Genomic DNA, 17,172 nt, shown 5'->3' on the forward strand with positions numbered 1-17,172 from the left:
TGACTTTGGACGGTCTCTCGAAGAATCACGCGATGACCCTCATCTATCCGGCTACGACACGCCGGTCCTCAACTCACGGCCCGACTCATACACCATCTTGGTGGACGCAACCCGGCGTTGCTTCGCGCGCATGGTTGGCCCGACACCAGCGCAACGCCAAGTAAGCCCGCTGTGGTCATAACAAGGCCGGCTGGCGACCGCTTGAACCGCACTACTGTCGTCCGCTCTGGCTCAGATCGGCTCGAATTGGGCGATCAGCCAACGACCATTGATCTTCTCGAGTGTCACCCGAACACTCGATGCGGTGCTGCTGGGCGGATCGTTGCCGATATTGATGGTTTGATTGACGAAAACGACCACAACGGCGTGCTGTTCACTGGCCGATACCGATGCAGCTGCGGGGACGGTGGCCGCTGCGGAGATCTGCTTCTGCTTGGCCCCGGGTATCACAACGTCGTGGATCAAAGCTGCGTATGACTCTTTGAACTTTCCGGTCATCCGATCTTGCGCCGTGACGAGGGCCTTGTCCACGTTGTCGGGCCGGTAGGACAGCATCGTGGTGGTGCTTTCAATGGCGGCTTGTACCGATTGGCTGCGAGCAGTTTGCGAGTCGCGCATCGACGCATCCTGAAACTTCAGATATCCGGCGACCAGGGCCAGTAGCAGTGCGAGTCCGGGCAGTACCCCTCGGGCTGCAATCCATTTCCACCGGCTGTTGGGCTTGCTGTGTGCCGCTTCGGGTTCCGACGCGCTGTCGTGCGCCAGATCCTGGTCAGCTGTATCAGCGATGTCGTCAGATTCGCTAGCTTCCGATATGTCGTCGGGCGCTTCGACAGGCAAGGGTTTCGTTTGAACCTTGGTTTGGACGGGCATGGCTGCCACCGCTTGATCTTCGACGTTGATCAGGTTTTTTGTGCTGTCGGTTGCGGACTTCGGTCTGGTCATGGCACGAACTCGATGTTGGACACTTTGGCGCCGTTGTCGACCTTTTGCACTGCGATGCGCATCCGCCACAATCGCGGTTCTTGTTGTTGCGCACCACCAATGGAGGTCTTCACCGCCACCGCTACGAGTACTTGTGCGCTGTCTGCCTGTTCAGATTCCAGGCCAGCCTCGGTAACTGTGCCTTCCGAGCGTGATTGTGCCTGTTTGACGACCTCCACGAACGGCTTCGACCGCTTGGAGAAGTCGTCGTAGAAGGTCCCGGTTGCGGATTGAAGGATCCGCTGAACGTCGGCGTCGGCGTGGGCGAAGTCAATGGTCGTCAGGTTCACTGCCCCTTGCCGGGCGACCTGAATGAACAGCGCGCGCTGGTGTCCGGACTCATGCGATTGGTACACACGAAAGCCCAGCCAGCCGATGAGTCCTGCCAGCATCACGACGATCATCAGTGCACTGACCATGGCCGCGCGGAGCGCTGGCGCTTGCCGATCGCCCGGATTGCCCTCACTGGTGGGCATCTCACGGTCGGTGGCTGCAAGCGGGGACTCGGCTGAGCCGACGCCGGACATCTGGGCGCCCGCTCGGGGCGACAAGCGCGGATCCTCAGCTCGCTGATCGTCAAGGTCCGATGGGCTTAGTTGCCCGTCGGTGGCATCAACATCGATTGCCATGTGCGCTCCTTCGGGCCTGCATGGGCGAGGTCGGTTTGGGTGTAGACGTGTCCGTCGGGTCCTATGTAGGTGCCAGTCGTCGGGTCGTATTGCACAGCCGCGATTGCGGGGGGCGGGGTCTGCTCGGGTGGGCTGCTCGATGCCGGCGGGGTTGGCGGCGGGTGTTGGGGGATGTCTTGGCCGGACAGGGTGGCGTTCGGATCGCCTTTCCAGTTGTTGCCATCGTTGAGCGGCACATATTGCTCGTCGCTTTCGCACATTTTGACTGTGGGGGCGCGTTTGCCGGGGACGGTCAGGCACGGGTAGTTCCGCGCGCCGCGGACGGTGGTGAGCGGGGAGTCCTGCGGTATGCGGCAGTAAAGGTCGTCGGCGGGGCGATCCGGCGCATCTTCGAAAGTGGGTACGCGCATCTGCTGGGCGGGCAAATACCCGGTGGTGCATGGTGCCGGCAGATTCAGATTGAGGTTGAAGTCCAGGTACAGACCCCTGTAAGGCTGCTTGGTGTCCATGTTCGGAACGGCCATGCCCTGGAATTCGGCGGTCTCTGCCGGCAGTAATACCAGTAACTGTTCGATGGCCGGCTGATAGGCGATTGCGACAGCGTTGACGCTCACCAGGTTGGCCAGCAAAAGGGGCAGGGTGGGTTGGAGCCGGTCGATGAGTTGTCGGGCCTGTTCGGCCGCCGGGGCGCCCTTTGCGAGCAATCCGGCAACCGAGGTGTCCTGGTTTTGTAGCTGCCCGGTGATGGTTGCGAGGTGTGCCGCCCACGCGCTGATGGCACCAGATGTCTGGCTTTGCGAGTCCAGTACGGGTTGGGACTGGTCGATCAGCGTGGTGAGCGGGTCCAGGTTCGCGCGGGCGTCGATCGCCAGCTGAGTGGAGCCGTTAACCAGCCGCGAGATTTCAGGGCCCAATCCCCCAACAGCCGTGTAGCTTTCGTCGATCACGGTCTTCAGGTTCTCGCGAGGGATGGCCTGCAAACCCCGGTTGGCAGCGTCGAGCAACGTGTTGATGTCGGGTGGCACTTGGCTGTTGCTGACCGGTATTACGTCGCCGTTTTTCAGCGGCGGCGAGCTGGCGGTGCGCGGAATCAGCGCGACGTACTGCTCACCGACCGCCGAAACGCTGTGCACCTGGGCTTGCACGTCCGAGGGGATTTGCACGTCAGAGCGCAGAGACAGCACGGCCTCGACGGCGGTGTCGGTTAGTCGAACATCTTCTACGCGCCCGACCTCGGTGCCGCGGTAGGTGACGTTGCCGGTCTTGTACAGCCCACCTGCTCGCGGCAGCTGCACGATCACCCGGTAGTGCCCGACACCGAACCAGGTGACCGGCGCCTTGAAGTAGCCAAAGAACATCACGGCGCCCGCGACGAGGCTGACCAGCACAAAGATGGTCAGCTGGATGACGGTACGTCGATGCAGTCGCATGTTAGGGCCCCTGATTGCGTTGGTAGGGAACGACTAGAGGGTTTCCCGCGGTGTAAGGGCTGGGCATCTGGCCGATGGTGCGGCCCCACTGCAGCTCCAGCTCTGTGAGGTTGCCCTCCCAGCGGGTGCCGGTGAACAGCGAGTTGTCGATTCGGCTCAAGGTGAGGTCGATGATGGCGGTGAGGTTGCCGTAGTCACCGCGGACCCAGTTGGTGAGCGTCTCCTTCGGCCACGGGTAGGTGGCCAGCCAGCTCAGCGAGCGGGTCAGGGCGGGTCCGGCATTGGCCAGCGACTCGAGTACCGGTCCCAGGTCGTGGAGTTCCTTGACCAGGTTGTCCTTGGTCTGGTTGACGGCGTCGGCGGTCAGCGCGCTGAATTTCCCGAAGGTGTCGAGCGCGTCGGCCAATTTGTTGCGCTGGTCCTTGAGTACGGAAAGCGCGTCGGGAATCGTGCGTAATGCCTTGTCGATCACGGGTTTTTGGGCGGCGAGTTGGCCGACAAAGTTGTTGAGGCTGTCGGTGGCGGCGATGATGTCGCTGGTTTGTTCGTTGAGCTTGGTGATGAACTGGTCGAGCTGGGTGATCAGGCTCTTAAGATCCTGCTCGCGGCCGCCAAATGCGGTGCTGAACGCCGCGGTGATGTCCTGGATCTGGCCGAGGCCGCCGCCATTGAGAAGCAGCGACAATGCCGCCAGGGTCTGTTCGGTCGACGGAAAGGCCCCCCCGTTGGTTAACGGGATCAGCGAACCGTTGTGCAGTTTGCCCTTCGGTGCGACACCGTTAGGGGCCGCCAATTCGACGTGCAGTGAGCCCAGCAGGCTGGTCTGACCGACCTTGGCGGTGGCGTTAGCCGGCAGGTCCACATCGCCGTTGAGTTTCATCGTGACCAGCGCATGCCAACCCTGGCGCTCGATTTTGGTGACGTTGCCGACCGTCGCGTCACCGACACGCACGCGGGCGTTCTGTTCCATGTAACCGACATCGGGCAACTGCGCCCTCACCTCGTAGGCGCCGGGGCCGCCGCCCTCGGTGCCAGGCAGTGGTAGTGAATTCAGGCCCCGCCACTGGCATGCGGACAATCCGGCGACCATCACCGTCACCAGCACACCCAGAGCAAGGTATCGCAGACCGCTGCGCCTCATCGGCCACCACCTGGGGGCACCATCATGCCGGTCAGGCCCGCAGATGGATCCGTGGGCAGAGGCGATTTCGTCACTGGCGAGACGCCGGCGGGGAGCTGCTCCGGGGGCCCGCCCGGCGTGGTGGATGCTCCACCTGGCGCGGGCGGCGCGTCGGACAGCAACGGTGCACCGGCGGCGGCCGGTGGCGGCGGCGGCGGCTGCGGCTGCGGCTGCGGCGGGACGTAATCCGGACGCATCCAGTCTTCGCTGTAGGTGACCTCGTTGGGGCGGGCCGATTCGCCGACAAAGAGGTTTTCGCCCAACGGCGGAAAGTTGTACTGGCGGTTCTTGATGATGGGCGCCAAATACTGCACACACAGTTTGGCCGACTGCTCGCTGTTGAGCCGCGAGGCGGCCTGAATTGCGCCGCACAGGAACGTGATCGGGTCCGCGAAGTTTTGGAACGCCAGCGCACCGGTGAGCGCCATCTGCGTCGGCTGGTAGATGTTTTGGAAATTCTGGAACGCGGTCGGGGCGATGTGCAACGTCTGCTTGATGTCGTCGAGGCTGTCGACGACCGCCTTGGAGACCGATGACAGTTTGTCGGAGGTGGTACCAAGGGCCTCGCGGTTGTCGGCCACGAAGCTTTGCACGTCGGCGACCGCCGTGTCGAGGTTGCTGAGCGCTCGACCGACCTGGTCGGGATCGTCGGCCAGCAGCGCAGTCACCGCCGCCAAGTTCCGGTTCAACTGCCGTAGCACAGTCGCGCTGTCCTGCAGCGCCGAGACCAGGACCGAGAGATTCTTGACGGTCATGAAAATGTCGCCGCTGTGATCACCCAAAACGGAGAAGGCCTGCGACATCTTGATCAGGGTGGCGCGGATATTGGCGCCCTGGCCGCGCAAGTTGTCCGCTGCGGTGTTGATGAACGCTCCCAGGGTGCTGACGCCGCCGGGCTGGGTGGGCTGCAGCGCGGCGGTGAGCTTTTGCAGCTGCGCACGCAGGTCATCCCATTCCACCGGTACGGCGGTACGGTTCTGCGGAATGACCGCGCCACTGGCCATCGCCGGGCCACCGGTGTAGGCAGGTGTGAGCTGGATGGCTCGCGAGGTGACCAGCTGCGGGGACAGGATGGCCGCGGTGGCGTCGGCGGGGACTTTGTATCTGCTGTCGACCCAGAATGTGATCTTGACTCGTTCGGGCTGAGGTTCGATCGCGTCGACCTTGCCGACTGGTACCCCGAGGATCCGCACCTCATCGCCACCGTACAAACCGTTGCTGTTGTCGAAGTAGCCGACGATGCGGATCTTGCCGCTGGTGGCGGGGATCTGCAGCGCCACCACGACTCCCGCGACAAGACACATCGTGAACACGATCGCCAAGGCGACTCTGGACACACGCGCAGTGATCATTGTCCCGCCTCGCCGGGCGCGGTGGGGCCGGGGGCAGGAGCGCTACCCGAGGGCGGCACCTCCCCGGGTGCCGGCCGGTAGAGGGGGTTCGGGGTAGGTAGGGGTATGGAGGCCATCCCCGGGGGCGCTGGGGCAGGCGGCCCGGGCGGCGGACCGCCCGGCGGCGGAGCGGGTGGCGGCTCGCGGTAGGGGTAGCGGGGATCGCCGGGGTTGCCGGTGATCGCATCAGGGAGATTGAGACGTGGTTCGCCCCCTTGACCGGTGCGCGGGTAGGGCATCGGCAGCGGCGGGGTTGCAGGCTGACCTGTCGGCGGGTCGGTGCGCTGGGATGGCAGCAACACGTGGGGGTCTAGTCCGAGATCAGAGAACGCGGCGTCAACGAAGGGCTGCACGAACTGCCCGGGAAGCAGGTTGGCGACGTAGGCCTTAAAGAACGGACCCGAGGCCACCGATTCGCCCAGCGACAGCGCGTATTGGTTGAGGTACTTGATCGACTGCTGCACCCGCTCTTTGCGGTTGTCGACGATCGTCAGTACGCCGTTGAGCTTGTCCAGCGCGGGGCGCAACTGGGCGCGGTTGTCGGCGATGAAGCCCGACAGCTGATGAGCGAAGCCCGATAGGTTGCGCGAAATCTGTTCCAGCGCGCTGCTCTGGGTCCGTAGCTGCGCGAGCAGCGCGTTGATGTTGGCGACGAGGTTGACCAGCTGATCGCTGCGCTGGGCCAGCACGGTGGTCGCTTTGTTGGCGTTGGCCAACAGGGTTCGCAGCTGGGCGTCACGATCGTCGAGGGTTTGGGAGAACCGCGCCACCCCGGCCACGGCGATTTTCAAGTCCGGGGGGGTGTCTTGAAACGTGCGCGCCAGCGTGCCCAGCGCGTCTGAGACCTGTGTGGTGTTCAGACCGCTGATGGTGGCCGAAAGATCACCGAGGGCGTCGGGCAGCTGGTAGGACGGGGTTGTGCGCTTAGTGGGGATGGTCTCCGATAGCTGGCCATCGCCGCGGGGAGTGATCTCGAGGAACTTGGCGCCCAGAAGGTTTTTGGTCTTGATGGACGCCTCGGTCCGATCGCCTAGCTGCACGCCCTTGTCGACGTCAAATTTGACCAGCACGCGCGCACCGTCCAGCTCGACGCTGGACACCTTTCCTTGCATTAAGCCCAAAACGTGAACCGGGGCACCCGGTTTGAGTCCGCCAGCTTCAGCGAAGTACGCCGAGTAGCTTCTCATCGAATTGACGAATGGCAGCTTTTGGTACTGGAAGGCCAGCAGCACGACCCCGATGATCAGCGCTAACCCGGTCGCGCCGAGGATTATCTGGTTGCGTTCGGAAAAAGGCTTCATTTCGGAGTGCACCGTCCACCCGTCTGCTCGACCAACTTGACGAAAACCGGTTGGCCGCCTTTGCCGTTCACCTTCAGCAACAGATCGCATAGGTAGAAGCTGAAGAAATCGCCGGCGAGGCCTAATCTGCTCAGCGCCTTGTAAGAGTCGGGTAGCGTGTTGAGCAGATCATCGAAGTAGGCGTGATCAGCGACCACGATCCCGGCCGTCCGGTCTGTCTGCCGAACGGTGTTCTGAAATGGTGGTCGGGCCCGCTGGAATAGGTCGGCGACAGTTCCAGTCGCCGCGTTGGTGTAGGCCACCGCGTTGCTGATGTCGGTGCGGCGTGCCGCGAGGCGCTCCACCAGCTCCGACAGTGAATCGACTGCCTTGCCGAACTGGCCGCTTTGGTCGCCCAGTGAGCCCAGCACGGCATTGAGGTTGCCGATCACTTGCCCTATCAGGGCGTCACGGTCGGCCAGGGTGTTCGTCAACGTGGCCGCTTGATCGAGAAACGAGCTTATCGTGGCACCCTCGCCCTGGAAGACCTCGATCAGCTGAGCCGATAATGCGTTGACTTGGTTGGGGTCCAAAGCGCGGAACAACGGGCGGAAACCACCCAGCAGGGTGTCGAGATCCAGTGCGGGTTGTGTCCGGTCGACCGGAATGGTCTCGCCGGCGTTGAGGCGCCCGACCCCGCCCGCGCCCTGCTCTAAGGCCAGATAGCGGCCGCCGATGGGGTCGGCCCAGCGAATCGCTCCTCGGGTGCCTTGAGTGAGCACCACCGAGTCGTCGGCGGAGAATTCCACCACCACGGTTGCCTTCTTGGTGATGGAGATCGTTTTGACCTTGCCGACCTCCACCCCGCCGATCCTCACCAAGTCGCCGGTCTTTAAGCCGGTTACGTTGACGAATTCGGCCCGGTAGGTGGTTTCGGGCTGAAGTCGCAACTGCGAGAAGACCGCCACCACGGCGAAGGTGCCGACTAAGCACACCACTGTGAAGATGGCGAACCGCCAGGCGGCACCGGCCAGGTTGTCTTTCACGGATGCCTTCCCCCATTACATGATTGGGTCACGGTGACGGTGCCGCCGGTGGTGGCGATTCAGGTTGCGGTGCGGGCGGTGGTCCAGGTTGCGGTGCGGGCGGCACACCCGGGTACAACGGCACGCCGCCGGGCCCATACAGTGGCGCGCCGTAGGGTGGGGCGCCCGGATAGGGCACCGGTCCAATCGCCGGGGGCTTCAGCCCGCGGACGCTGGGCGGCTCGGGCACCGCCCGGGTCACGGGGAAGTAATCGATCCACCATGGGTGCCCGATACCCGGGTTGGGGCGCCAGTCCAGCCCGGTCCCGTAGCCGGTATTGGTGATGAGCTTGCGCACCGGGAAGTTTTTCCTGACATCCGGCAGTGACCCGCACCCGGGCTTACCGCCCGGACCGCCCTTGGCCGCCACGATCGGCAAGTTGTCTGGGTAGCGGTATGGGTCGTCGCCCAGTAGGAGGGCGGTGTCCAAAATGATCGACTTTCCGTTGCCGCCGATCTGCTCATAGCCCCCGTGATCGAGAAAGAACTTCGCCCCCTGCAGCGTGCAGGTGTATTCCGGGTTGTACGTGAGCAGCAGGTCCGTCGTCGGTGCCAACCCGTTGATGCCCTGCACCAGGTTGTCCTTGTTCGGGCCCAGCAGGTTGGTGGCGCTGGTGGAGAACCCGATGGTATTGAGCAGCAACGCATCCAGATCCTTGGAATGGGCGGTGATGGTGGCGCTGGTGGTGCTGGCGGCGTTCAGGGTGGCCAAGATGTCTTGGGCGGCAGCGCTGTAGGCGTCGTTAAATCCTTTGAACGAGCGCCAGTCCTGGGCCACAGTGTCCATTCGCGGGTTGAGCGCCAGCAGGACTTGGTTGGCGGCGGTGGTTGCTTCACCGATGCGCGGTCCTTGGCCGCGCACTCCGTCGGCCAAGGCGGTCAAGGTGGCATTGAGCTTGGCGACGTCGATCTGTTGCAGCACTCCAACAAGGTTTTCAAACACGGTATTCACTTCCGTGCTGACGTTGCGTGACCGCAGGACCTGGCCTGCTACCAGGCGCTTGGGGCTGGGATTATCGGGATAAATCAGGTCGACATACTTCGCTCCGAAGGCTGTGGTGGCCCGAATCTCGGCTTCGACATTGGCCGGGATGTATCGGACCTGGTCGGGAAAAATCTCCAACTTCAAACGGACCGCCTCAGCGCCGGCTTTGATGTCCGCGACGCGCCCGACCTCGACGCCGCGCAGCTTGACCTTCGCGCCGGATTCCATTACCAAACCGGCGCGGTCTGAGGCCAAGGTGACTGGAATATAGGTGTTGAACGATCCCATGAATAGGCCCAGGCAAACCACGACGATGGCAATGACGACCGCGAACAGGATCCCCGCCCACCACAGCGGATGGATTCGCCCTTCCCTTCTTTTGCCTGGCATACCCGCTACCCGGACAGGTGAAAGTGGCCGGACTGTCCATAAATGGCCAGCGTCAAGAGCAGGTTGACGAACACCGCGGAGATCAGCGACGCGCGCACCGCACGCCCCACCGCCTCCCCCACTCCGGCGGGCCCTCCGGAGGCGGTGAAGCCGTAGTAGGTGTGCACCAGCATGATGACGATCCCCATGGTGACCACCTGAGCGAACGACCAGACCATGTCGGTGGGGTTCAGGAATGTGTTGAAGTAGTGGTCGTACACACCGGTCGACTGGCCATAGATGAAGGTCGTGCCGAACCGGGCGGCCAGAAACGACATGAGCATTGCCACGCAGTACAGCGGAATCACAACGATCACCCCGGCCACCACCCGGGTCGAGGCCAGGTAGGCGATCGATCGGATGCCGATCACTTCCAGTGCGTCGATCTCTTCGTTGATCCGCATCGTGCCTAGTTGCGCTGTGGCCCCGGCGCCGATGGTGGCAGCCAAGCCGATGGCGGCGACCGATGGCGCGATCAGCCGCACGTTGAAGTAGGCTGACGCGAAGCCGGTCAGGGCCTCCACACCGATGTTGGAGAACTGGGTGTAGCCCTGCACCGCGATCAGCGCGCCGGTGGACAATGTCAAGAACCCGACTATGACGACGGTGCCCCCGATGATCGCCAGTGCTCCCGCGCCCAGGCTCATGGTCGCGATCAGGCGCACCAATTCGGTCTTGTAATTAGCAAACGCGGTAGGGATCGCGCCGATGGTTTTGGCAAAGAACTGCGCCTGGGCGCCGATCTTGGTCAAACCGTCGACCCATCCCGCTGCCTTGCGGTGAAGCCTCGGGTACGGCTTGCTGGGGACACTGGCGGTCATGATGTTCCCTGCACGCCGACCGCCGTCGCGATGATGTTGATCGCGAACAGTGCCATAAACGTGAACACCACGGTTTCGTTGACCGCATTCCCCACGCCTGCCGGGCCGCCGTCGACCGAAATGCCTTTGTAGCAGGCGATGAGCCCGGCGCTGAGGCCGAACAATGCCGCCTTGACCACGGAGATCAACACATCAGCGGGCCCGGTCAGCAACGTAAGACCTGCCACAAAGGCGCCCGGGGTTACATGCTGGACGAATACAGCGAAGCCAAAGCTGCCCACCAGGCCGACAAGAATGACCACCGAGGACAGCAGTACTGCGACGACGGTGGCCGCCACCACCCGCGGTACCACCAGCGCCTGAATCGGGTTGACACCCATCACCTTCAGTGCGTCGAGTTCCTCGCGGATTGTCCGCGCCCCCAGATCGGCGCACATTGCCGTCGCGCCCGCTCCGGCCACCACCAACACCGTCACCACTGGGCCGAGCTGTGTGACGACGCCTAAGGCCGTGCCCGTGCCCGACAAGTCCGCCGCGCCCAACTCGACCAACAACGTGTTGAAAGTGAAGGTCAGCAGCACCGTGAACGGAATTGCCAACAACACCGTCGGTAGCACCGATACTCGCGCCACAAACCATGACTGCAACAAGAACTCACGCCACGCGAACGGTTTTGTCGGGATTGAAACCAAGGTGTCCAGCGACATCCCGAAGAAGCCACCGAAGGCGCGGAGCGGTTTGGTCACGACCGTGCTGTACCGGCTCCTGGCTCCCTCCGTGCGGCCAGCGGGTGGCCGATCGCCGGGTTCGGAGTCCGCACGGGACAAGATAGCTCCATCGCTTCGCGCCCCAACCATGGCGTGTTCCTTCCTTGACGGCATCGTCAGCGCAGCAGCGGAAGTATCCACCGTCCATCCGAATCTAAATTAGACTTGGCAGACACAGATGGCAATAATCTAGCTCATACTAGCTGTGATTGTCCTTGCTGCTGTTTGATTCTTAGGAGTAATCGAGATGGGTTTCGATGCAGCGTCAGGTGCGCGAACGGTGGCTGGTAAACCCGCCGGCCCGGTCGACATGCGCCCCCGCGCCTCCCCGGCGGATGGACCGCGACAAGCGCTGCGCGCTTCCTTGCGGCACGTGGCTGGGCGTGCCGGTCAAGGTAGTAGCTCCCGAACTCTTGCTATCCAGTTCAAATTCTAACTAGAATATTTGCGCCAAATGAGTTGGATAGCGGAAGGGTTGCGTGCATAATACCTGGTCACATCGTTTGTGCGTGTGGAGCGGTGTTCTATTCGCCGTTTTGTTCTTCCTCGGCTTCGGGATAATCGCCCGGTACATACCGCCCCCGGCTCCGACCCGAACGGCAGCGGATGTCGCGTCGTTCTACCGCGACAACGCCAACGCCATCCGCGCCGGAATGATCCTCAGCATGTACGCGCTGGTGTTCTTCGTTCCCTTCACTGCCGCGATCTCGGCGCAGCTCAAGCGGATCGAAGGCGAGCACACACCGCTCACCTACGCCCAACTCGGCATCGGCTGCACGCTTCCTGTCGCGTTCTTCCCGGCGCTTTACTACTTCCAAGTGGCGGCATACCGGCCCAACCGATCGCAAGAGGCGATCCAGACACTCAACGACATGGGCTGGCTTCCCTTCACCGGAATCATCTACGCCATCTTCGTTCAAAACCTCGTCATCGCTGTCGCTGTGCTCTCTGATCAGCGGACCCAGCCCGTGTATCCGCGATGGTACGGCTACTTCTGTCTCTGGACAGCACTGCTGTACTGCCCGGCAAGCTTGGACGTGTTCTTTAAGGACGGCCCGCTCGCCTGGAACGGTCTGTTGTCGTGGTGGCTGTCTCTGGTCGCTTTCTTCGCCTGGATCGTCGTCACGGTCGTGGTCACCCTGCACGCCATCGGTACACAAGCGCTCGACCGTCGAGCCCAGCCGAGACCGATCGATAGCGCCAATCTGTTAGGAGCGTTACCGCCCCCAGGATGACCGGCGCACCGCGTGACCCGAGCGCCTTTCGCCAGACCGGGCGCCAAGCGCAATCCACAAGCATGTCCCCCACACAAACCATGCCGCGCTCAATAAGCAGCAATAAGAACCCTTGGTGACCCGCGTCGGGATCGGCGCGGGCCACCACGATCACCAGGTCGGAGTTGACCCCGGCGGAGATGAAAGTCTTGGAGCCGTTGAATATCCAGTCATCGCCATCGCGTGTCGCCGTGGTTCGGATGCCGGCCAGCCGTCACCCCGGCGCTGAGTTTGCAAAACGACATCGTCGCTCCGTACCTGAAAACGCTGGCCAACCAGGAGCAGCAGGCCCGCCGGCTGCCCGGCTACTCGCTGTCGGCCCCGGGCTCACTCATCGCGACCGCGCCGATGATCTCACCGGTGATGGAGCCCGAACTTGGCCAGCTCCTCGATGATCACGGCATTGGCCGTCAGTTCTTCTCCGCACTCGTCCAGCCCGCACGTTCGATCGAACTCTAACCCGAATTAGATTCGATTCTGTCGTTTTGCGGTCCAGCGAAAGAGCGCCGCGACCGGTGTGGTGGCTTACGCCGCCTGCCTCCCCTACCACCGTGTGCGGCCGAGCGAAACCGGATCGGTGCTCGGCGACGCCCAACCCGCCGGCACCCGCTCGGTGGCCTCTTACCGCGAGGACGCCAACTCAATGACCGTCGGGGCCGTCACGGGTGTACTTCGCCGCGACCGACCCGGCCTACTTCGCGCCGCGGAGATCGACCGCCAAGGTGCTGCGAGGCAGGTGGCGGGGTCCCAAACCGCGGCGTGGTGAGGGCAAATATCGCCGATACAAACACGAGTCGCCGCCGAGTGAAGTCGGTGACGCCGCCGGGGCTAACGCGCGATGCGCACTGGTAGGCTCACCGGACCGCGGGCGATTGAAACGCGGTACGTGGGCTTGAAATCGGCGGGTAGTTCAAACACGCTCAGGGCGCAGATCGCCCGAATCATCGCTTTCACTTCGCGTCGGGCAAGGTGGTTGCCCAGGCAGCGGTGGATACCCGCGCCGAAAGCCACGTGGGAGGCGGCATTGGCGCGCTGGAAGTCGAGGCGGTCAGGGTGCGGGAAGTGCGCGGGGTCACGGTTGGCGGCGGCCCAGTTGATCACGATCCGATCGCCTGCATGCATCGGGCAGCCACTCATCTCGACATCCTTCGTCAGGGTACGGCCCGCTGCGGTGACCGGCGCTTCAAGACGCAAAAACTCGTCCGCCGCGCGCTCCAACAGTTGCTCGCCGCCATTGATGAGCGTTTGTCTCACTTCAGGTTGCTGGGCGATGCTGAGCGCGATGCTGGCAATACCACCCATCGTGGTTTCCATACCCGCCATGATCATGAGGTTGAGGGTTTCCACTCGCTGCCGCTCGTCGAGTTCGAGCCCATCTGACCCGTCGAGGCCGAGATGGGCGATCACACCGGGCACGTCGTCCCGGCGACCTTCCTGGCGCCGCTTTTCGAGCAGTTCGGCATCCCACATCAGTAGTCGCGGCGCCAATTCCAGTGCTCGTTCCGGCGCAGAAATGAGCTCTTGCAGAGTCTGGATGATCCAATCGAGCTCATTTTCTTTTTGACCGAGGAACCCGACAAAGAACACCAGCGGAGGCAGACGCTGGGTGAACTCGGCGATGAAGTCGACTGTGCCGTCGCCCGCCGCGGCGATCGTCAGGCATCGATCGATGAGTCCGGTGACGATGTTCTTGATTTCGTCTTCTCGTGCCCGTAGTGCGTCCGGGGTAAAGAACGGACTCAGCACCTTGCGGATGTCTCGGTGCAATGGGGGGTCGGTTTCGAGAGGGATCATGCGCAAGACGTCGAGATTGAACTGGACCGGCGATGCGCCCTGGGCACTGGAAAATGCCCGCCAGTTGGTCGCCGCGGCCATGACGTCGGCGTAATCGTTGATGAACCAGTATCCGGAGTCCGAATCGCTCCACGGTTGATCACTCCAGCCCACCGGGCAACGTTCGCGGAGATCATTGACCTTGGGCCAGAAGTCGGCCACCAACTCCGGATCCAGGATGTGGAACTGGCTCGGTTCGATGCGAGACGCGGCGGCGGTTCGCTCGGTGGAACTGGTCATCGCTGACTCCTTTGGGCGAGGGAACTCCCGTGCCGCCTGGGGCGGCGCACGTCTAATTTTACCATGAATCTAAGCAGAATTAGGCGGAAAAGCTAGATCTTGCGGGCGAGTTCGAAGGCCTGACGGGTGGCAAAGGAGATCCGGCGGGGCGCGTACGCGTCGCCAAGTACGTGGAGCGAGGGTACGCGGCCGGCGAGATCGTCATAGAGCCCCGCGTCGGAGATACCACCACAGGCCAGCACCACCGAGTCGAAGTCGCAGACCGTACTGGACGCGCCCGAATAGATGTTCCGCAGCATCAAACGATCGGTTTCGACGGAAACCAGCCGTTGGCAGACCGTAATCTCCGCACCCGCACGCGAAAGTTTGGCAAGCGGCGCGCCGATCGAATATGGGCCGACCAGCGGAGCAATCGACGGCGAGGCATAAATAAGTCGAACCTGTTTGCCAAGATCTGCAAGAAAGCCGGCGATGGTCAGCGGCTGCATGTGGTCTTCCATCGCGATGACGACCACTCGGATGCCGACGTCGACCTTGCCGTCCAAAACGTCGCGCCCCTCAATGATGTGCGGCAAGTCGATGCCGGGCACGGCGGGCCGCCGCGGCATCGCTCCCGTCGCCACAGCGACGACCGTGAAGCCCGCGGCCAGGACGCGCTCGGAAGTGGCGGTGTATCCGGTCTGGACTGTCACGTTGAGCCGTTCGAGCTGGCGCCGCTGGAAGTCGAGATATTGCGGGTATGACGATTGGTTCTCGGCGGCACGGGCGGCTGTGCGGACCTGACCTCCGAGTTCAGCTTCACGCTCCCAGAGACTCACGGAATGACCCTTCGCCGCCAGTAGTGCGGCCAGTTCCAGCCCGGCGGGCCCACCGCCGGCGACGAGTACCGACTGCGGCTTGCCGGCCGGAGCGGGCTCGGGTTCTGTTTCGCGCCCGGCTCCGGGGTTGACTGAACACCCGAATCGCAATCCCTCCACGGTGACCCTGTGAATGCAGTCATTGGTCCCGATGCAGGGTCGAATCCCGCCCAGGTTTCCTGCGGCGGCCTTGGACACGAACTGGTCCTCGGCCAGCATTGCGCGGGCGATACCCACCACGTCGGCGTGGCCGGCTCTAATGACGGCCGCCGCGGTCTGCGGATCACTGATCCGGCCGGCGTAGACAACGGGTAGGGTCACCATCTGGCGAATGTGGCCTGCGGCATCAGCCCACTGCGCTGGTCGGTAGTGGTGGGTCTGGAGATAACTTGGTGCCCCCCAGTTGTTGCCGACAACGAAGCTGAGGTAGTCCACCAGACCGGTAGCTCCGAGGGTTGCTGCGATCTCGGCGCCGCCGCGGAGGTCATAGCCTCCCTCGAACATCTCGTCGAGAGATAAGCGAACACCGACGGTGAAGTCCGTCCCGACGTCGTCGCGGATGGCCTGCAAAACGTCGGTGATGAGTCGAAGGCGCCGCGCAGGGTCACCGCCGTAGGCATCCGCGCGCAGATTGGTCGCCGGCGAGAGGAACAGTTGCAGCAGGTCACCGTGATTCGCGTGCAACTCGACTCCATCGAGTCCGGACACCTGGCACTCGCGCGCCGAGAACGCGTATTCCGAGATGAGGAACTTGATCTCGTCGTGGCCCAGAACGTGCGGAACGACGTTGGAGGCGTAGGTGGCCAGCATCGGCGATGGGGCGAACGGGGCACCACCTTGCACGGTGAGCTGGGCGGTGGCGTAGGCGCCCGCCGCGTGGATGGCCTCAGCGTATTGGGCGGCGCGTTCCCGGAAGACTGGCAGTCGGAAGTCGCCCCGTCGCGCCCCGATCCCGCCGGGTTCGAAGCCGGGAATGAGTGGTTTGTCGATGTAGCAGTTCAGACCGCCAATCCAGGCTGCCCCATCGTGGGCGCGACGTTGGAAGTAGGTGACGAATCGGTGGGCTTCCTTGGTCGTTCCGAAGGGATTGCCGATAAGCCGGGCGTGCGGCGGGAGCATCACCCGGTTGCGCAACTGCATGGTCCCGATTCGGATTGGCTCAAACAGCGCCGCGATGTCGGCGGCCGGCTCGGTCATTGTGGGCTCCGGGTCGTTCAGACGGTTGGCGTGGTTGACATTGGCGGCAGCGCACGACCTGCGGTCTCGCCGCCATCGATCACCAGGTCCGCGCCGGTGATGTAACCGGACTGCGGGCTTGCCAGGAACACCACCAGCGCGCTGATCTCGACGTCGTCTGCAGCGCGGTGCAGCGCGACTTGTGTCTGATCCTCTTTGTGACCGGCGGTCATCGGTGTGCGGACCACGCCGGGATGTACGGCGTTGACCCGAATTCCGTGGGGCCCAAGATCTAGCGCCGCGTTCTTCGTCAGCCCGCGCAGCGCCCACTTTGAAGCTGTGTAGCCGGGCAGTCTCGGGAATCCTGTCATGGCTGCCACCGAGCCCACGTTGACGATGGATCCACCCCCCGCGCGCTTCATCGCCGGCGCCGTAGCCTGGATGCCGTTGAATGCGCCGATCAGATTGACCTCAAGGTCAGACCGGAACAGCTCTGCCTTGTAGTCCACGATGTTGCCCGTGCGCAGGAGTGCGGCATTGTTTACCAGCACAGTCACAGATCCGAAGCAGTCTTCAGCGACTGCGACAGCGTCGCGCCAATGATCACGGTCGGTGACATCGAGATGCACATAACGACCCGCACTCCCGAGCTCTGCGGCAACGGTGGAACCCTGAGTATCGCGGATGTCTGCAAGGACCACGCGGGCGCCTTCGGCTGCGAAGGCGCGGGCGTGAGCAGCCCCCATGCCACGGGCCGCGCCGGTGATCAGCGCGACCGTGCCGTCAAGCTGCCCCATTAAGCGATGCCCAT

16 protein-coding genes are annotated in these 17,172 nt (G+C 63.2%); 2 read left to right on the forward strand and 14 right to left on the reverse strand.

All coding sequences use genetic code 11. The features are described 5' to 3' along the window. Positions 1 to 231: 231 nt before the first annotated feature. The 10 genes from AAHS21_RS30585 to AAHS21_RS30630 form a co-directional block, all read right to left on the reverse strand. Entirely contained in the window at positions 232 to 945 is a 714-nt protein-coding gene (locus AAHS21_RS30585) for a hypothetical protein (protein ID WP_342931121.1), read from the reverse strand. Beyond that, positions 942 to 1,511, reverse strand: a complete 570-nt coding sequence (locus AAHS21_RS30590; protein ID WP_342931122.1) for a mammalian cell entry protein — start codon at positions 1,509 to 1,511, stop codon at positions 942 to 944. Before AAHS21_RS30590 ends, AAHS21_RS30585 begins: the two co-directional genes overlap by 4 nt. 65 nt (positions 1,512 to 1,576) lie before the next feature. Then, positions 1,577 to 3,043, reverse strand: coding sequence for an MlaD family protein (locus AAHS21_RS30595; RefSeq protein WP_342931123.1), 1,467 nt, complete (start codon positions 3,041 to 3,043; stop codon positions 1,577 to 1,579). A 1-nt stretch (position 3,044) separates the two neighbouring features. After that, complete coding sequence (locus AAHS21_RS30600; protein WP_342931124.1) at positions 3,045 to 4,184, reverse strand: MCE family protein; 1,140 nt, start codon at positions 4,182 to 4,184, stop codon at positions 3,045 to 3,047. Then, positions 4,181 to 5,575 carry a virulence factor Mce family protein gene (locus tag AAHS21_RS30605; RefSeq protein WP_342931125.1) on the reverse strand — a complete coding sequence of 465 codons (1,395 nt, stop codon included), beginning with the start codon at positions 5,573 to 5,575 and terminating at the stop codon, positions 4,181 to 4,183. Before AAHS21_RS30605 ends, AAHS21_RS30600 begins: the two co-directional genes overlap by 4 nt. Continuing rightward, a complete protein-coding gene (locus AAHS21_RS30610) occupies positions 5,572 to 6,915 on the reverse strand; it encodes an MCE family protein (RefSeq protein WP_342931126.1) in 1,344 nt (447 codons plus the stop codon). The genes AAHS21_RS30605 and AAHS21_RS30610 overlap by 4 nt, the downstream gene beginning before the upstream one ends. Further along, complete coding sequence (locus tag AAHS21_RS30615) at positions 6,912 to 7,940, reverse strand: MCE family protein (RefSeq protein ID WP_342931127.1); 1,029 nt, start codon at positions 7,938 to 7,940, stop codon at positions 6,912 to 6,914. Before AAHS21_RS30615 ends, AAHS21_RS30610 begins: the two co-directional genes overlap by 4 nt. Before the next feature lie 28 nt (positions 7,941 to 7,968). Further along, the gene (locus tag AAHS21_RS30620; protein WP_342931128.1) at positions 7,969 to 9,354 is read right to left on the reverse strand and encodes an MCE family protein; all 1,386 of its coding nucleotides are present in this window, start codon (positions 9,352 to 9,354) and stop codon (positions 7,969 to 7,971) included. Between the two features lie 5 nt (positions 9,355 to 9,359). Next, positions 9,360 to 10,214: an ABC transporter permease gene (locus AAHS21_RS30625; RefSeq protein WP_342931129.1), complete on the reverse strand. Its 855-nt coding sequence runs from the start codon at positions 10,212 to 10,214 to the stop codon at positions 9,360 to 9,362. Next, positions 10,211 to 10,921 carry an ABC transporter permease gene (locus tag AAHS21_RS30630; protein WP_342931149.1) on the reverse strand — a complete coding sequence of 237 codons (711 nt, stop codon included), beginning with the start codon at positions 10,919 to 10,921 and terminating at the stop codon, positions 10,211 to 10,213. Before AAHS21_RS30630 ends, AAHS21_RS30625 begins: the two co-directional genes overlap by 4 nt. 569 nt (positions 10,922 to 11,490) lie before the next feature. On the opposite strand from AAHS21_RS30630, the gene AAHS21_RS30635 reads away from it, so the two are divergent. Next, positions 11,491 to 12,216 (forward strand): hypothetical protein, encoded by a 726-nt coding sequence (locus AAHS21_RS30635; RefSeq protein WP_342931130.1) that lies wholly within the window; start codon positions 11,491 to 11,493, stop codon positions 12,214 to 12,216. On the opposite strand, the gene AAHS21_RS30640 is transcribed toward AAHS21_RS30635, so the two are convergent. After that, on the reverse strand, positions 12,116 to 12,466 hold the full coding sequence (locus tag AAHS21_RS30640; RefSeq protein WP_342931150.1) for an acyl-CoA dehydrogenase family protein: 351 nt from the start codon (positions 12,464 to 12,466) through the stop codon (positions 12,116 to 12,118). The two genes, AAHS21_RS30635 and AAHS21_RS30640, sit on opposite strands and share 101 nt — an antisense overlap. Here AAHS21_RS30640 and AAHS21_RS30645 point away from each other — a divergent pair. Next, the gene (locus AAHS21_RS30645) at positions 12,439 to 12,714 is read left to right on the forward strand and encodes a hypothetical protein (RefSeq protein WP_342931131.1); all 276 of its coding nucleotides are present in this window, start codon (positions 12,439 to 12,441) and stop codon (positions 12,712 to 12,714) included. The two genes, AAHS21_RS30640 and AAHS21_RS30645, sit on opposite strands and share 28 nt — an antisense overlap. 369 nt (positions 12,715 to 13,083) lie before the next feature. On the opposite strand, the gene AAHS21_RS30650 is transcribed toward AAHS21_RS30645, so the two are convergent. The 3 genes from AAHS21_RS30650 to AAHS21_RS30660 form a co-directional block, all read right to left on the reverse strand. After that, on the reverse strand, positions 13,084 to 14,328 hold the full coding sequence (locus AAHS21_RS30650; RefSeq protein ID WP_342931132.1) for a cytochrome P450: 1,245 nt from the start codon (positions 14,326 to 14,328) through the stop codon (positions 13,084 to 13,086). A 92-nt stretch (positions 14,329 to 14,420) separates the two neighbouring features. Next, positions 14,421 to 16,382 (reverse strand): FAD-dependent oxidoreductase, encoded by a 1,962-nt coding sequence (locus AAHS21_RS30655; protein ID WP_342931133.1) that lies wholly within the window; start codon positions 16,380 to 16,382, stop codon positions 14,421 to 14,423. Positions 16,383 to 16,399: 17 nt separating this feature from the next. Next, the gene (locus AAHS21_RS30660; RefSeq protein ID WP_342931134.1) at positions 16,400 to 17,158 is read right to left on the reverse strand and encodes an SDR family oxidoreductase; all 759 of its coding nucleotides are present in this window, start codon (positions 17,156 to 17,158) and stop codon (positions 16,400 to 16,402) included. Between the last annotated feature and the right edge of the window lie 14 nt (positions 17,159 to 17,172).

The sequence above is a fragment of the Mycobacterium sp. 050272 genome, assembly GCF_039023525.1.
GTDB lineage: Bacteria > Actinomycetota > Actinomycetes > Mycobacteriales > Mycobacteriaceae > Mycobacterium.

Excerpts from the sequence above, each read along its gene's own strand:
- AAHS21_RS30585 (WP_342931121.1), bottom strand. The coding sequence starts at position 945 with ATGACCAGACCGAAGTCCGCAACCGACAGCACAAAAAACCTGATCAAC.
- AAHS21_RS30660 (WP_342931134.1), bottom strand. The coding sequence starts at position 17,158 with ATGGGGCAGCTTGACGGCACGGTCGCGCTGATCACCGGCGCGGCCCGT.
- AAHS21_RS30655 (WP_342931133.1), bottom strand. The coding sequence starts at position 16,382 with ATGACCGAGCCGGCCGCCGACATCGCGGCGCTGTTTGAGCCAATCCGA.
- AAHS21_RS30595 (WP_342931123.1), bottom strand. The coding sequence starts at position 3,043 with ATGCGACTGCATCGACGTACCGTCATCCAGCTGACCATCTTTGTGCTG.
- AAHS21_RS30605 (WP_342931125.1), bottom strand. The coding sequence starts at position 5,575 with ATGATCACTGCGCGTGTGTCCAGAGTCGCCTTGGCGATCGTGTTCACG.
- AAHS21_RS30610 (WP_342931126.1), bottom strand. The coding sequence starts at position 6,915 with ATGAAGCCTTTTTCCGAACGCAACCAGATAATCCTCGGCGCGACCGGG.
- AAHS21_RS30590 (WP_342931122.1), bottom strand. The coding sequence starts at position 1,511 with ATGTCCGGCGTCGGCTCAGCCGAGTCCCCGCTTGCAGCCACCGACCGT.
- AAHS21_RS30650 (WP_342931132.1), bottom strand. The coding sequence starts at position 14,328 with ATGACCAGTTCCACCGAGCGAACCGCCGCCGCGTCTCGCATCGAACCG.
- AAHS21_RS30620 (WP_342931128.1), bottom strand. The coding sequence starts at position 9,354 with ATGCCAGGCAAAAGAAGGGAAGGGCGAATCCATCCGCTGTGGTGGGCG.
- AAHS21_RS30600 (WP_342931124.1), bottom strand. The coding sequence starts at position 4,184 with ATGAGGCGCAGCGGTCTGCGATACCTTGCTCTGGGTGTGCTGGTGACG.
- AAHS21_RS30630 (WP_342931149.1), bottom strand. The coding sequence starts at position 10,921 with ATGTCGCTGGACACCTTGGTTTCAATCCCGACAAAACCGTTCGCGTGG.
- AAHS21_RS30625 (WP_342931129.1), bottom strand. The coding sequence starts at position 10,214 with ATGACCGCCAGTGTCCCCAGCAAGCCGTACCCGAGGCTTCACCGCAAG.